This is a genomic window from Clostridium swellfunianum (genome assembly GCF_023656515.1).
GTDB classification, from domain to species: domain Bacteria; phylum Bacillota; class Clostridia; order Clostridiales; family Clostridiaceae; genus Clostridium_AT; species Clostridium_AT swellfunianum.
Genome location: NZ_JAMOFV010000006.1, coordinates 820,613 through 836,671 on the forward strand (window position 1 = coordinate 820,613; position 16,059 = coordinate 836,671).

The 16,059-nt window shown below is 36.9% G+C and carries 15 protein-coding genes; 11 read left to right on the top strand and 4 right to left on the bottom strand.

What is annotated here, in order from left to right:
- The first annotated feature begins 15 nt into the window (after positions 1–15).
- The gene (locus NBE98_RS03775; RefSeq protein WP_284703595.1) at positions 16–1,272 is read left to right on the top strand and encodes a zinc-binding dehydrogenase; all 1,257 of its coding nucleotides are present in this window, start codon (positions 16–18) and stop codon (positions 1,270–1,272) included.
- Positions 1,273–1,357: 85 nt separating this feature from the next.
- Here the strand turns inward: NBE98_RS03775 and NBE98_RS03780 are convergent, their stop codons facing one another.
- Positions 1,358–2,740 carry an MATE family efflux transporter gene (locus NBE98_RS03780; protein WP_250812759.1) on the bottom strand — a complete coding sequence of 461 codons (1,383 nt, stop codon included), beginning with the start codon at positions 2,738–2,740 and terminating at the stop codon, positions 1,358–1,360.
- Positions 2,741–2,934: 194 nt separating this feature from the next.
- Between NBE98_RS03780 and NBE98_RS03785 the strand changes: the two genes are divergently transcribed.
- Positions 2,935–3,159: a DUF1659 domain-containing protein gene (locus NBE98_RS03785; RefSeq protein ID WP_250812760.1), complete on the top strand. Its 225-nt coding sequence runs from the start codon at positions 2,935–2,937 to the stop codon at positions 3,157–3,159.
- A gap of 36 nt (positions 3,160–3,195) precedes the next feature.
- Positions 3,196–3,414: a DUF2922 domain-containing protein gene (locus NBE98_RS03790; protein WP_250812762.1), complete on the top strand. Its 219-nt coding sequence runs from the start codon at positions 3,196–3,198 to the stop codon at positions 3,412–3,414.
- Between the two features lie 175 nt (positions 3,415–3,589).
- On the opposite strand, the gene NBE98_RS03795 is transcribed toward NBE98_RS03790, so the two are convergent.
- From NBE98_RS03795 to glcT, 3 genes are all read right to left on the bottom strand, one after another.
- Positions 3,590–4,510, bottom strand: a complete 921-nt coding sequence (locus NBE98_RS03795) for a DUF7916 family protein (RefSeq protein ID WP_250812764.1) — start codon at positions 4,508–4,510, stop codon at positions 3,590–3,592.
- A 340-nt stretch (positions 4,511–4,850) separates the two neighbouring features.
- Positions 4,851–6,293, bottom strand: a complete 1,443-nt coding sequence (nagE, locus tag NBE98_RS03800) for an N-acetylglucosamine-specific PTS transporter subunit IIBC (protein WP_250812766.1) — start codon at positions 6,291–6,293, stop codon at positions 4,851–4,853.
- Between the two features lie 353 nt (positions 6,294–6,646).
- Positions 6,647–7,501, bottom strand: a complete 855-nt coding sequence (gene glcT / locus NBE98_RS03805; protein WP_250812768.1) for a glucose PTS transporter transcription antiterminator GlcT — start codon at positions 7,499–7,501, stop codon at positions 6,647–6,649.
- Positions 7,502–7,779: 278 nt separating this feature from the next.
- On the opposite strand from glcT, the gene NBE98_RS03810 reads away from it, so the two are divergent.
- From NBE98_RS03810 to NBE98_RS03845, 8 genes are all read left to right on the top strand, one after another.
- On the top strand, positions 7,780–8,322 hold the full coding sequence (locus NBE98_RS03810) for a superoxide dismutase family protein (RefSeq protein WP_250812770.1): 543 nt from the start codon (positions 7,780–7,782) through the stop codon (positions 8,320–8,322).
- 228 nt (positions 8,323–8,550) lie between these two features.
- Positions 8,551–9,441, top strand: a complete 891-nt coding sequence (locus tag NBE98_RS03815) for an MBL fold metallo-hydrolase (RefSeq protein ID WP_250812772.1) — start codon at positions 8,551–8,553, stop codon at positions 9,439–9,441.
- Positions 9,442–9,540: 99 nt separating this feature from the next.
- Positions 9,541–9,978, top strand: coding sequence for a putative ABC transporter permease (locus tag NBE98_RS03820; protein WP_250812774.1), 438 nt, complete (start codon positions 9,541–9,543; stop codon positions 9,976–9,978).
- Positions 9,979–10,223: 245 nt separating this feature from the next.
- Positions 10,224–10,571, top strand: coding sequence for a MarR family winged helix-turn-helix transcriptional regulator (locus NBE98_RS03825; RefSeq protein WP_284703692.1), 348 nt, complete (start codon positions 10,224–10,226; stop codon positions 10,569–10,571).
- Between the two features lie 170 nt (positions 10,572–10,741).
- Entirely contained in the window at positions 10,742–11,095 is a 354-nt protein-coding gene (locus NBE98_RS03830) for a carboxymuconolactone decarboxylase family protein (protein ID WP_250812776.1), read from the top strand.
- Positions 11,096–11,270: 175 nt separating this feature from the next.
- Positions 11,271–13,004: a dihydrolipoyl dehydrogenase gene (lpdA, locus tag NBE98_RS03835; RefSeq protein WP_250812778.1), complete on the top strand. Its 1,734-nt coding sequence runs from the start codon at positions 11,271–11,273 to the stop codon at positions 13,002–13,004.
- Positions 12,997–13,980 (top strand): lipoate--protein ligase, encoded by a 984-nt coding sequence (gene lplA, locus NBE98_RS03840; RefSeq protein ID WP_250812779.1) that lies wholly within the window; start codon positions 12,997–12,999, stop codon positions 13,978–13,980. Before lpdA ends, lplA begins: the two co-directional genes overlap by 8 nt.
- A gap of 169 nt (positions 13,981–14,149) precedes the next feature.
- On the top strand, positions 14,150–16,003 hold the full coding sequence (locus tag NBE98_RS03845; RefSeq protein WP_250812780.1) for a M6 family metalloprotease domain-containing protein: 1,854 nt from the start codon (positions 14,150–14,152) through the stop codon (positions 16,001–16,003).
- Positions 16,004–16,059 lie beyond the last annotated feature (56 nt).

Below are 16,059 nucleotides of genomic sequence, written 5' to 3' on the forward strand. Positions count from 1 at the left end.
AAGGTGGTAGTTATTATGAAGACTAAAGCAGTTAGATTATATGGTGCAAGCGATTTAAGATTAGAAGAATTTGAGCTTCCTGAGATAAAGGAGGATGAAATATTAGTTGAGATTATATCAGACAGCATTTGCATGTCCAGCTACAAGTGTGCAATTCTTGGCAAGAATCATAAGAGAGTGCCAAAGGATGTGCAGGAGAATCCTATAATTATAGGACATGAGTTTGCTGGAAACATAGTTAAGGTAGGAAAGAAGTGGCAGGATCAGTTTAAGCCGGGAACAAAATTTGCTCAGCAGCCAGCCTTAAACTATAAAGGAAGCATGGCATCACCAGGCTACTCCTATATGTACTTTGGCGGAGATGCTACCTACGCAGTAATTCCACAAGAGGTTATGGAGCTAGGCTGCTTCTTAAACTATGAGGGAGATTCATATTACGAAGCTTCTCTTGCAGAGCCTATGTCCTGCATAATTGGGGCTTTCCATGCAAACTACCATACTGAGATGGGAAAATATGTGCATCATATGGGAATAAAAGAAGGCGGCAAGACAGCCATTCTTGCTGGAGCCGGTCCAATGGGACTTGGAGCAATAGATTACGCTCTTCACTGCGATAGAAGACCAGGACTATTGGTAGTTACGGATGTAGACCACAGAAGATTAAGTAGAGCAGAGCAGATATTTTCTAAAGAAGAAGCTAAAAGCTGCGGAGTTGAGCTAGTATTTGTGAATACTAGAGATTTAGAGGACCCAGCTGCATATTTAGTGGAGCTTACTGAAGGTACAGGCTATGACGATGTATTTGCCTTTGCTCCAGTAAAATCTGTTGTGGAACAAGCTGATAAAATACTTGGAAGAGACGGATGCCTTAACTTCTTTGCTGGTCCTACAGATACAAAGTTTTCAGGTGAAATCAACTATTACAATGTTCACTATGCCTCAACTCACATTATGGGAACAACAGGCGGAAATACCGACGATTTAATTGAGTCCTTAAAGCTAACTGAACAAAAGCTAATTAATCCGGCAGTTATGGTAACACATATTGGAGGTCTTGACAGCGTTGCAGAAGCAACCTTAAGCCTTCCAAAGATTCCTGGAGGGAAGAAACTTATATATACACACATAAATATGGAGCTTACTGCAATTGAAGATTTTGAAGAAAAGGGAAAGACAGATGCCCGCTTTGCTGAGCTTGCTGCTATAGTAAAGAAAAATAAGGGTTTGTGGTGCACTGAGGCTGAAAAGTATTTACTTCAAAACTGGAAGTAAAATTAGTAAAAGTTAATAGAGAAATAATTAAAGGCGGTGATTATGTGTCACCGCCTTTTTAGAGAGCAAAACTTCTAGGCTTTAGCTAAGCCTTTACAGCAGCTCCTTTTGAATTTTCTGCTAAGATTCTCTTAAAATGCACTGCAAACATAGCTACAGTAGTAGAAACTGCAATTATATCTGCTACAGGCTCTGCAAGGAATACAGCAAAAACCTTGTTTTCAAAGAAATTTGGAAGAATATATATTAATGGAATCAATAAGATTACTTTACGTAAAAGAGCAAGGAATAAGGAAATCTTTGCTTGTCCTATTGCAATAAAGGTTTGCTGACAGGCAGTCTGCGCACCCATTATAAAGGCAGCGGCCATATAAATTTTTATTGACCATATTGTTGTTTCTACAAGTGATGCATCAGAGGTAAATAAGGAGACAAACAGCTTTGGAAGCAGCATCATAAGCAACCAAAACACAAAAGTAAAGCTTACTGTAGATTTAATAAGCAGCTTAAAGGCTTTTTTAACGCGGTCATTATTTCTTGCGCCGTAATTATAGCTTATAATTGGCTGCGCTCCTTGAGTTAAGCCCATTAAAGGAAGCATAAGTATCTGCATTAAGCTTGAAAGAATGGTCATTGATCCTACTGCCATATCTCCGCCATATTTTTGCAGGGAAGAATTAAGGGTGATATTTAAAAGGCTTTCCGTACTCTGCATTATAAAAGGCGCTATGCCAAGTAAAAGCACAGGAATTATAACGGATTTTTTAGGCATTAAATATTTTTTACGAATTTTAAGCTTGGTTTTTTTGCCAGTTAAAAATTTTAGAACCCATAAGGAGGAAACGGCTTGAGAGATTACTGTTGCAATTGCCGCACCATTTACACCCATATCAAAGCCAAACATCAATATTGGATCAAGAACTATGTTTACTATAGCTCCTATAATAACTGTAATCATACTCATTTTTGCATAGCCTTGGGTTGAAATAAAGCTGTTAAGACCTAAGGCAATTTGTACAAATATTGTTCCGCATACATAAATGTTTAAATAACTTAAACCATAGGGCAGGGTTTCAGAGCTTGCTCCAAACATTAGAAGAAGCTTTTCTCCTGAAAATAAAAAAAACACTGTAAGCAATATAGAAAATGTTATAAGAACGGAAAAACAATTTCCTAAAATCTCTTCAGCAGTATTATCATCATTCTGTCCCATCTTTATAGCAGCTCGTGGAGCTCCTCCCATTCCTATGAGAGCACTAAAGGCAGAAATAATCATTATGATAGGGAAAGTAACGCCTACACCGGTTAAGGCAGCCGCTCCTACTCCTGGAAGGTGTCCAATATAAATCCTATCTACAATATTGTAAAGCATATTTACAAGCTGAGCTGCAATGGCAGGTGCTGCAAGGCTAAACAATAGCTTGCCGATGCTTTCACTGCCTAATTTGCTGGTTATGTCTTTTTCCATATTAAACTCCTTTCACATATGTACTTAATTTTGGGCATAAAAACAGTATAGCAACTTGTACCAGTTATGTCAAAGTAAGAGACAGTAAACATAATGTTAAATATTTGTGTCCAAAAAATTTTTTAAAAAATTTTGAAAAGGCTTCAAAAGCTGCATATTTATAAGTGAAGGCTAAAAGAAAGGAGGGAATTAGTATGGCAGTAAGCAAACAACTTACCACAGCTTCCTTTTTTATAGAAATAGAAAATGGAGTTGACGCTAGAGGAGCTAAGGTTTATAAAAAGAAGAATTTTTCTGGAGTAAAACCTGAGGCTGCACCTGAAAATGTGCTTATGGTAGCAGAAGCTATCAAGACTGTATTGGCAGCTGAAAGCAGAGACAGCTATCTAAATGAGACTTCAAAGCTTCTTAATGCCTAATAGCAAGCTAGCTTATAAAAGAAAGGAGGGAAAGCAATGGAATATTCACTAACAATGACTTTTGTAGATTCGGCAGGTGCTAAAGTGCCAATGACTATATCAGGAGTGAAGGAAACCTTAGCCAAGGCTGACATAGTAGCTTTAATGGATACTATAATAGCTCAGGACATCTTCACTGGTAAAGGCGGGGCCCTTGTGGCTAAGTCTGGAGCTCAATTGACTCAAAGACAGACTACTAAGATTGAGATTCAATAATAGCTTTAACATAAAAACGTGTGTAAAAACTACAAATCTGAGGTGAGAATATGATAGCTAAAATAAAGGAATTGCCAAGCGAGACCTTATTAATTATAGCACTTATATGGCTTTTGGTGCAGGTTTTGCCCCTATAAAGAAAACCCTCGGCATAGCACCGAGGGTTTTTTCTGCTTTATCTGTTAACGGATCTGGCCATTCTTGTATAGGTGTGTCTCTTGCCTTTAATAGCGACGCTGTAATCCATTATGTTTTCTGGAATAGCAATGCCTGTGTAGCCAGCATCGCCTAAGTGGTGCAGGTCGGTGCCTGTCATTTTGCACATTAGAGCTATCTGCTTTATAGTTTGGCTGTCTGCACCTTCCTGTGAGGTTCCTATGGCTGTAATGGCAAGCTTTCCCTGGCTGTGAATAAAGCTTACAAGCTCCTTTACATATTCCATTGTTATGCCTGGAACAGTTCCAGGTGCTGGAAGAAGAATTATGTCGGCTCCAGCATTTATAAATTCGGTTATGTCTGCCTTAGTTACAATATTTTCTCCAGCTTCATTAAGGGAACCAGCCGCATGCATCTTGCCTGCAGCAAGAATAAGCTTATCTCCAAGAGAATTATTAATAGCTTTAAGAGTACTTATTATCTCTTTGTTAGAAACTCCTGTGCCTGGATTTCCTGTTAGAAGAATAAAGTCTGCTCCCATTTCATAGGCCTTTAAAGCAGTTTCAACAGTTGCTTTTCTACCTATGGAAATATCATTGATTTCGCCTATAGTCTCTTGAGAAACATCTACAGGTTCTAGGTTTATACCTACTATTCTGCCTGTAAGCCTCTTTATTTCCTTTATAATATTTTCCTTAAGAACCTTAGGTATTCCATTGAAAACAGGATTATATACATCAAAGAAATTTAAAAGCAGCATGTCGGAACCGAAGGCACAGGCAAGCTCAGCATTGCTTAAGTTAAAAAGCACAGGCTGAAAAGCTCCAATTATCTCTGTTACAACAACTCTTCCTTCGCTTGCAGCTATGGCTTCCAGAATTTGAGTCTTGCCCATATTTAAAATATCCGAGGTATTGCAGTCTAATAATCTTTTAGTCATATTCATTTCCTTTCTATTACCATTGTAAATTTAGTTTGTAAGCATAAAGTGTAAAAAGTTTAGAATAATGTTGATATAGCGGGAGAGGTACAAAGTGGAAGACATTAAGCGAAGTCTAGAAAGTCTTAGTTTTCCGACTTTAATAACCCGTTAAGAGCACTCTACTGTTCGAAGTGAAACAAGTTTAGAGTGCTTAGGGTTATTAAACAAAGGAAAGCTTAGACTTTCTTACACAGCGAGCGTCTTATACTTTGTACCTCTCCCGCTGTAAATCAACATTATTCTAAAACTTTAGCCAAATATAAAAAAGCTAGCAGACGAGCCGCTAGCTTTAGTTTAACTATCTAAGTAACTTCTTAAACTCATCTGCAACAAATTGTACTTGAGTACCAACAATAACTTGTAAGCTAGTTTTGCTAGGTCTTATAATTCCAGAAATTCCTGCAGACTTTATAACTTTTTCATTTATTAATGTGTAATCCTTGATTTCTAAACGAAGTCTTGTTACACAGTTGTCAGCAGATACTACGTTTCCTTTTCCGCCAACACCCTTTAGTATAGTTTCAGCTACTTGAGTATAGTCATTGTTTGCAAGATGTACATTAAATTCATCTTCTAAGTCATCTTCTCTACCAGGAGTCTTTAAGTTCCACTTTGTAATAACAAAACGGAATACAACATAGTAGATAATTGCAACTACTAAACCGATAGGGATTAGCAGCCATGGGTTTCGAGCCATTGGGGCTTGAAAACTTAAGAACCAATCAACAAAACCTGCACTAAAGTTAAATCCTGATCTTATTGGGAGTGCTGCGCATACTGCTACGGAAATTCCTGTGAGAACAGCATGAACTACATATAATCCAGGAGCTAAGAACATGAAAGCAAATTCAAGTGGTTCTGTAATACCGGTGAAGAATGAGGATAAAGCACCTGCCATCAATAAGCCATATACTATTTTCTTCTTATTATCTTTAGCAGTATGATACATAGCTAATGCTGCTGCTGGAAGACCAAACATCATCACTGGGAAGAATCCAGTCATATACATGCCTGTTTGACCAAAAACTCCGCCTGCCTTGGTTCCCCAGAACTTACCGATATCATTTATATCAGCAATATCAAACCAGAAAACAGAGTTAAGTGCATGGTGAAGACCAAATGGTATTAAAAGTCTATTAAAGAAAGCATATATACCAGCACCGATAGAACCAGTAGCAATAATTGCTTTTCCGAAAGCTACCAATGCTCCATAAATAACAGGCCATATAAAGAATAATATAAGAGCTGCAATAATTGAGAACCCTGCTGTTACTATGGCAACGCTTCTCTTACCGCTGAAGAAACCTAAAAAGTCTGGTAGCTTAGTTCCTTTAAATTTGTTGTAGGCATAAGCACCAATTAAACCTGCTAGTATACCTATAAATTGAGTTTGAGTCTTTGAAAATGCTGGTGCAACTGCATCTACTTTAATATGTTTAAACATTGCTACAGCACCTGGAGATAATAAGGTTGTAATTACAAGCCAGGAAACAAGTCCCGCAAGTCCTGCTGTACCATCGTTGTCATCTGACATACCTACAGCAACACCTATAGCAAATAGTATTGCCATGTTGTCAATTATTGCCCCGCCGCCTTTTAAAAGAAAAGCAGCTACTACGTTGTTAGCTCCCCAGCCATCGTGGTCTATCCAATAACCGATACCCATTAGAATACTTGCAACAGGTAAAGCAGCTACTGGAAGCATTAAGGATTTACCTAGTCTTTGTAGATACTTCATCATAATGAAGTCCCCCCTCTGTTATTTAATTTTTATTTAATGGATCATATAGGGTTTCAATTGTGAAACTTAACTTATACATGACTCAAAATAGTGAGGTTTCAACACTTTTGAGCATGTATGAGTTAATAGTTGAACTTAAAACCTATAAAGATCCTTAAATACAGTTTATGCTTTTACAGTGACTTTTATAAATTTGGGCAAATAAAAAAGCTGAAAAGGATATATTAGTTCTATCCTTTTCAGCTATTGCCCAAATCTAATCGGTTACACGCTGTAAATTAAATATTTGATTATAATATTATAATAGCTTATATTTTGTGCTAAAGCAATACCTAATTTTAAAAAAATATTTTTTATGATTCCAAGGTTGCAATTCTTAGCCTTTCTATGTGCATGGCTAAGTAAGCTGTTTCACTTTCAGGAACGTCTTTTTCAAGCCTTTCCGTTAGTATCTTTGATACTCCTTTGGCTACCTTATAGGACAGCTTATATTTGGATTTTATCTGCCTTATAAAGTCATTTGTTATAGGTATGTTAAGCAGAATTCTTTTAATTGCAAAGCGTAAATGGGTTAAAAATCTGGCATAATCTAAAGAAGTTTTATCGATTTTAAGCTGCAGCTGCTGCTCTGTGTACTGTATTACAAGATTTATAAGCTGAGTGCTTCTTAGTATTGTAGACAGCCTTCCATTGTTTCTAGCGGAGTGAATGTGAAGAGCTATAAAGCCAATTTCGCTGTCTGGAATAGTTATCTTGGTTTCTTCTTGAAGCATTTGAGCAACTTTTTCAGCAAGCATATATTCCTGAGAATACAGGGCTTTTACTTCCATGATAAATGGATTTTCTATTACCTCTTGGTTTGAAAGTCTTTTTACTGCAAAGTTTAGGTGATCAACCAGCGCAACGTGTATTCTTTCATCCAAATCTTCTTTTAGCTCGCTTGCTATAAAGGATATCATCTTTTCACATAGTGATAAAAACTCCTCATCAACACTATTTACTACCTGCTCGAAGCTTCTTAAGTTATCTTTATCCTCAATGACAAATATCTTTTCAATTTCAGTTCCTTTTTGTATAACGTCACCAATCCTTTTGCCAAAACCAATACCTTTGTTAAAAAGTATTCGTTCAACTCCATTCATGTCCACAGAAACTATATTATTGTTGTAAACCTTCACCACAATGGCTGAATCAGTAATTGTTCTCATATTCTCACCTTTTGTAAGTTTAATTTACTAATATAGGAAATAAATATTAGTATCTTAATAATAACTTAGTTTGGGTATTACTGTAAAGACTATTTCATGATTAATATTAATTATGCCTGTTGTTATATTATGCGGTGTCAACTTCCTGCCTTCTTTCATAGAATAAACTGTATTATATAAAATGCTTAATGTATTAGAGCTTTCGCATTGTATATATGTAGTTTAAAGAAATAGCAATGAAATTGCTATGAGCCTAGAAGAAGCATAGGAGGATGGCTATGAGTTTTAATCAATATCAATGCTCTTATTTAAATAATTATTACTATGGCTGGAGAAGCAGTACGGATATGCCTGTGAAACAGACAAGAGCTGCAGCTAATATGGTTGCAGGACCCTTGGCACCTAATCTTAGAGGAATTGTAACCTTTAAGGATGTTACAGGCGGAGTAGAGGTTTCCGTGGAGGTTTATGGACTGCCGCCTTATCAGCCAGCAGAAGAAGGAAAGCCGCCTATAGGCCCTCATGGCTTTCATCTGCATGAAAAAGGAATTTGCGTTGTAGGCAATCCTGCGGAGCCTTTTATGGCTGCAGGAGGGCACTGGAATCCAACCAATGAGCCGCATGGCAATCATGCAGGGGATTTTCCAGTTCTCTTTTCAAACAATGGCTATGCAAGAATGAACTTCTTTACAAATAAGTTCAGCGTGGCTCAGATTATTGGCAAGGCTGTAATAATACATGAAAGCCCGGATGATTACAGATCGCAGCCTGCTGGAGCAGCAGGCAGAAGGCTAGCCTGTGGTGTTATTAAGTCTGCTTAGCAAGCTTTAAAAGCCGGCAGTTTATAGAAGCTGCTGGCTTTTGGGTGTGCATTAAAATATTTTTAGTGAAGCAATATTCCAAATTTTAATTGATTCACCAAGTATTATTGTATAATGTATCTAGCTAATTATTCCATAAGCCATATTTTATAGGAATTAAATAGGGAATAATAAGATTTAAGCGGTGGTAAAATCATTGCTTCTTACAGGAGAAAGGAGACATTATAGATGGACATAATTAAAGTTAAAGGGAATACCTTTTGCATTGATACAGGCATGACCTACATACCTTTTTATAAAATTAATGAGCAAGAAATAATAATGCTGGACACAGGCTGGAAAAGAGGCGAGCGTGAGGGAATAGAGAAGGTTCTTGAAGAAAACAGCTTTAAGGTTGCCGCTATTTTAAATAGCCATGCTCACATAGATCACATTGGAAACAATGCATATCTTAAAGAAAAGTACAATTGCCTCATTGCCATGTCTGCCTATGAAGCACATATTTGCAGCTCTGAGGTTAATCTTAAGCTTTATTACAGCAGTCAGACCTTAAAGGATGTAAAAGGGCATTATGGACATATGGTTTGCAAGACAGATGTTGTTATAGAAAATGACCAAGACAGCGTAGAATTATGCGGCATTAACTTTAAAATTATACATACTCCTGGCCACAGTCCTGCACACATCTGTATTATAACTCCTGACGATGTTGCTTACCTGGGAGATTGTTTAATCAGCTATGAAGTAATGCAGGGAGCAAAAATGCCTTATGCCTTCATACTCAGCGAGGACATGAAGAGCAAAGCAAAGCTTTATGATTTAAAGTGCAGCAAGTATGTGGTAGCACACAAAGGCATGTATGAGGATATTAAAAAGCTTATTGATGACAATATAGATTTTTATGAAAGCAGAGCAAACAGCATATATGAAGTAATTGAGGGTTCTATGACTATGGAGGACATAATGAAAGCTGTCATTAAAAGCTTTCGCATTCGAGTTGAAAATGTAAATAGATACTTCTTTATCGAAAGAATGCTTAGATCTTATGTGGAGTATTTGTATGAGATAGAAAAATTAAAGTTAACTATGGATAATGGATTTTTAAAATATACAAAATAGCTTCCATAAACTTTTTTCTCAAATTTTATATTAATTTATATTAATTGGTTATACTACAATTGATATAAATTTACCTAGGAGAAGGAGTTTGAGGCAAACATGAAAAAGCTTTCTATATTAGGATTTGTCATGGGAATGATATATTTTACTGCAGAGGGCTTTTGGAGAGGCTGGACCAACATTGCCATGCTTTTTGTTGGAGGCTTGTGCTGCGTGCTTATTGGACTTTTGGATGAGTTTCCAGGGAAGCTTAAGCTGAAGCTTTGGCAGCAGTGCATATTAGGGACTTTAATAATTCTTACTGTAGAGTTTGTTTCAGGAGTTATTTTAAATCTATGGCTCAAGCTGCGAATTTGGGATTATTCAAACAGCTGGGGCAACATTAAGGGTCAGGTTTGCGTGGCCTATGGACTTTTATGGTTCCTTCTTACTCCCTTTGCCATATGGCTGGATGATTTTTTAAGGTGGAAGCTGTTTGGAGAAGAAAAACCCTATGACATTAAGCATATTTATAGGGATTTGGTAAGATTAAGATAGTTTGAAGTTTAGAAAAGCTGCAGCCTGTTTAAATTCTACTGCAGCACCTCCTAAAGAGCCAAAATATTGCACTATGTACACTTTAATGATACAATTTTTTCATAAATGAACGTTATTAATGATTTTATATAGTGTTTAGTCACTATTTTAGTTTGGAGGCAGCTATGTATTTTAATCTGGATAGTTGAGTAGGGTATATTACTGAGAATGCTATTAAGCAAATCTCAGAAGCTTTCGGTCGAAGGCTGCAAAAAGCAGGTATTACACGGGTTCAATGGATTGCATTATACTATGTAAAAACAAATAAATTAATTTCGCAAAGAGGCTTGTCTAATCTTATGGCTGTAAAAGATTCAAGTGCAGCCAGGCTTCTTGACCGTTTGGAGAGAGATAATCTTATTGAAAGAGAACGAAATGACGCCGATAGAAGAGAAGTATATATAAAGCTTACTGAAAAAGGCGACAAGTTAATTTCAAGCTTAATACCTATTGGAACTGAGTTCAACGATGACCTTTTGGATGGAATAGAGGAAGAGGAGCTTAAGATTTACGAAAAAGTATTAAAAAAGATGCTTTCAAATATCGAAAAATAAACAAGGATGATAAAAGCACTTGCTTACAGAGCCATAAAATATGCTCCTAAGAAAGTGTTTTTATTTTTTTATTTAAATTGTTTGAAATTTCACAAGCAATGTGATATACTTAAGACAAATACTTGCTATGCTAAACATTGCATATGCAAACAATATAGGGGGAATAAAAAATGGCTTATAATGTTAGAGAAATGTTAAATTCATTTGTTGGAGGTCTTGAAAATTTAGCAGCAACTAATCCAGAAAATGTAAATGCTTTCATGGGACTGCTAGGAACTACATACGAACCAAAATTTCTTGATTTAAAAACAAAGGAATTAATGAGTGTTGCAATTGGCTGCTACAACAGATGTGAATACTGCATAGTATACCATGCGTACAAAGCTTTTGAAGCAGGTGCAACAAAGGAAGAAATAATAGAAGCAGCTATGGTTTCAGTTGCTTTTGGCGGAGGACCATCAATGGCATATTCAGTAACCTTGCTTCAAGAATGCATTAAAGAGTTTGAGGGAGATTTTAAATAAGACTGCGTTTTAAAATAGTGTAGATTTATCGAGTGGTAGTTTCAGCTAGGAAGCCGTTCGCTGTGCAAGAAAATCTAAACTTCCACTCTATATTTACACTATTTTAAAAAGAACTCTAAGTAAAAAAAGGGCTATGCCCTTTTTTATTTAACTAAATTTTGGGAGGTAGGTTTAGATGAAGTACAATTTAGAGATAGAAAAGCTTTCAGGCCACGACAGCTCTGGAAAGGTTGGAAAGATAAATAAAAAGGCGGGAGATGCTGTAAGCTCTGGAGATGTGATTTTTACAATTGAGTCTGGCAAGGGAACCATGAAATATACTTCAAAATACAAGGGTATTTTAGAGGAGTTAACCATAGACGAAGGAGATACCATAAAGAAAGGTCAAGTTATTGGAAGAATTGAAGGTGAATTGGTTAGTGAGCCAGGAGCTTCAATGCCTCAGCAAAGAACTCAGCAAGAGACTAGAAAGACAACTTATTCCTTTGGGCTTGCTAAGCCAGCGGTTAAAACCTATGAGACTGAGGTAGCTGTTGTTGGAGGGGGCCCTGGAGGTTATGTTGCTGCTATTAGAGCGGCTCAGGGCGGCAAAAAAGTAGTGCTTATTGAGGAAAACAGACTTGGAGGCACTTGCTTGAATCATGGATGCATTCCTACAAAAGCTCTTGTAAGCAGCGTTGAGGTTATAGAAAAGATAAGACACGCTGAAAGCTTTGGGCTTGAAGCTTTAGAGGTGAAGTTTTCACTTGATAAGATAATGAAAAGAAAAGATGAAGTAGTAAATACCTTAGTGTCCGGAATTGAGCATTTAATGGAGGTTAACCAGATAGAGTATATTAGCGGCAGAGCAGAGGTTAAGGATTTGGAAACCTTAACTGTGAAAAATAAATCAACAGACGCAGTTATCAAATTTAAAAAGCTCATTATAGCTGCAGGCTCTAAGCCATCTTCTCTTCCAATTGAAGGTGCTGACAGTAAGGATATTCTTACTAGCCAGGATTTATTGGAATTAAAAGAGGTACCTGCCTCTATTACAATTATTGGCGGCGGAGTTATTGGAATGGAATTTGCCTTTATTTACAATGCTTTAGGAGCAAAGGTAAATGTAGTTGAATATTTCCCACAGATTTTAAACACTATGGATGAGGATGTTATAGAAGTTATAAAAGCCTCTGCTATTCAAAGAGGAATAAATATATATGAAAGTGCTAAGGCGGTATCCATTAAAACAGCTTTAGATGGAACAAAAATTGTTGAAGTTAGTGAAAATAACGAAGCAAAGTATTTAATCAGCGAAAAAGTAGCAATGGCAGTTGGAAGAAAAGCAAACTTAGAAGCTCTTGACTTAGCAAAGCTTAATGTGGAGCTAAATGAAAAGTGCAATGGCATTAAGGTTGACGGTTATATGAGAACAAGCAATCCAAATGTATATGCTATTGGAGATATAACAAATATTATTCAATTGGCACATGTAGCTTCTCATCAAGGAATAGTTGCTGCTGATCATATAAACGGAGTAGAAAATGAGATGCACTACGACCTAGTGCCAAGTGCAATATTTACAGCACCAGAGATTGGGCACATTGGGCTTACTGAAAAAGAAGCACTTTCTCAAAAACTGGATTATGTTGCAGGAAAGTTCCCTTTTATGGCAAACGGAAAGGCTCAAGCTATGGGACAAGTAGAAGGTTTCGTAAAGCTTATTGGAAGCAGGGAAACAGGAAAAATACTAGGAGGCACAATCGTTGGTGTGCATGGCACTGACATGCTAAGCACTATAAGTAATATCATAGCTTCAGGTATGACTATGGATAAGGCTGCCCATGTGATTTATGCTCACCCAACAGCAGCGGAATCCATTCATGAGGCCTTGCTAAGCCTTGATGGAAGAGGGATTCATTTTGCATAAGAACTTTAAAATATATATTTCTGAAGTCTTTGACCCTAAGTTTAATTTATCCCTTGAACAGTGGCTTATGGAGAACAATGCGCCGGATGAAGTAGTGTTTTTTCTGTGGCAGAATGAAAATACCATTGTTATTGGAAGAAACCAAAATCCTTATAAAGAATGTGATATTAAGAAGCTTAATGAGGATAAGGTTCAGCTTGTAAGGAGATTGTCCGGCGGCGGAGCTGTTTATCACGATCTTGGAAATTTGAATTTTACCTTTATAGCTGCTGAAGAAAATTATAATGTAATAGATAATATGAGCTTAATTTTAAAGGGGCTTTCAAGGTTTGGAATACAGGGGTACTTTAACGGTAGAAATGATTTGATGGTGCAGGATAGAAAATTTTCAGGAAATGCCTTTGTAAGTGAAAATGGAGTAAGCTGCCATCATGGAACTCTGCTTGTAGACGTTGATTTGTCAAAGCTTACAACCTACCTAACGGTATCGCCGCTGAAGCTTCAGTCAAAAGGAATTGATTCTGTTGCCTCCAGAGTAGTTAATCTTAAAGAAATCTCTAAAAATATAACAATTGATAGCTTGAAGGAGGCTCTCATTGACAGCTTCAATGAATTTTATGAAACAAAGGCTGAAGTTGTAGCTTTAAATGAAAAAACAGTAGATTTAAAGGCTTACCTTGAAAAATACAGCTCTTGGCAGTGGAATTTTTCGGAAAGCCCTGACTTTTCAATATCAATAGAAGAAAAATTTCCTTGGGGAATGCTTGAGTTATATATTGAGTTTTCAGATGGGAAAATAGAAAAATGCAGGTTTTTTACAGATGCAATTGAACTTGAAGATTTTCAAAGCTTGGAAAGAGCACTTGAAAACACAGAGTTTAAAAGCGGAAATATAATTGAAGCTATAGAAAAAATAATTAATAATGAACAAATAAAGCTAGATTTATGCAGCTTGATAAGTAATAAGCTTCAATAAAATAAAGCACAGGCTAACATATAGTAATTGCGGCTAACAAACAGGCTTTTCATCCAATAAATCCTTCTTTAAATATTTAAAAATATATTAATACTTTTGCAAGAAAATTAATATATTTTTAATAGGTATCATTCGTCATAAAAAGAATGATGCAAAAAGGGGGTAAAAAATGAAAAGAAAACCATTGGCATTATTAGTTTCATTAACCATGCTATTTTCTATAGCAGCAACAGGTGGGAGCAGTCAAAAGGTAGAGGGTGCTTCAGCATCAACCCCAAAGAAATTTGTGCAGACACTGCCAAGCTATCAAAAACTGGATAAGGAGCTTCAGGCGGAAGCACGAGCTAAAGGACTAAAGGTAGAGGGTAAGGACTTAAAGGGCTACAATGGAAAGGCTTATATAAAACCAGGAAATATAGGTCCTCTAACGCCTTTAGATGTAACAGGGAAGGATAAAAAGGGGATAGCTATTCTAGTTGATTTTCCTGTAGAAAATAAAGAGGGCAAGATAAGCGATGTACCAGGTGTTAATTATCCTCAGATTCCAGTAAATCAGTTTGAAGGTTTATTAAACGGAAGCAAGTATGATCCCTATCAGCTGAATATGTTTTCATGGATAAAGACTGAAGCTGAAAAATTAGGAATAACAGTACCTACAAATAGAACCTTAAACAATTATTATAAAGAAGTAAGCTATGATCAGTTTAAGATTAATGTAGATGTAAAGGGTTGGTATACACTGCCTAAGCCATACAGCTACTATCTAAAGCAAGGAGAATATTACAACGACAATGGAGATGCTCATATTGGAGAATTGATTGCGGATGCAATAGACTTGGCTGACAAAGCTGGAGTTGATTTTTCGCAATATGCAGTGGATGCAAAGGCTGGAGATTTTGCAGACCTTTATGGCGATGCAACCGCTACTCCGGATGGAATTAAGAGGATTGTTCCAAATATATTTGTGATTCATAGAGGAACAGGAGCTGAATACAGCCAAGATCCTAGCATTATATGGTCTCATAAGTGGGATATTTTAAGTGCCAGCTATTACGGCCAATACTATCAGACAGGAAGCTATCCTGAAGACAGCAGTTTAAGCTACAAGGTTGTGGATGGTGTTGTAGTTAACACTTACAACATTTGTCCAGAGGTTGGTCAGGATATAACTGAATACTATACCAAGCCTGCAGGAATCCCTAAAAGAGAGCCTTCACCAGTAGATCCTGGAGTTTTTGCTCATGAGTTCGGACACGTATTAGGCCTTCCAGATCAGTATGATTATGGCTATGATTCAGAAGGAACAGGCATGTTTACACTTATGGCTGGCGGAAGCTATGGAAGAGATATAGATACAGGTAATAAATTATTGAACCGATATTTTAGCGGCTTCTCACCAGTTCATATGGATGCTTGGTCTAAGTATTATTTAGGTTTTATGCAGCCTAAGGTTATTACAAAGGAATCCTTAAGCGGCAAGACAGAGACAATAACACTTCAGCCAGTTGCTCAATCTACGGCTCCAAATTACTACAAGATAGTTGTGCCAGGTTCAAACGGCAAGGAATATTTCCTGCTTGAAAACCGCCAGCAGCTTGGCTATGACAAAGGTCTTGCTTATACTGTGGATGGAAAGAACCTGCATGGCTTGGTAATTTACCATGTAGATGAGAATGTTCTAGTAAGAAACTTCCACAGACCAAATGAAGCTGCTAACTGGGACTGGAATAATAGAGGTGCAAACTATAGGGATAAGGAAACAGGTGAAAACCACTATGGTATTTCTGTAGTTCAAGCAGATGGAAGATGGGATATGGAAAAGTATATTAATGACGGGGATTCAGGAGACGTTTTTCCAGGTACAGCAAAGGTAACAGCCTTAACTCCAAGCATTAAGTCCAGCATTAATACCACTTCTTATTACAAGTGGGGAACTGACAGCAGAAGCTACACTGGCATTACTATAGATAATATAGTAGAAGGCAAAAATGGGGTTATAACTGCTAGAGTTTATTTTAAATAGAGCTAAAAGGTGAGTATAGCGCTGGGGTCTATATAAGAACCAAATAAAATAGAAGG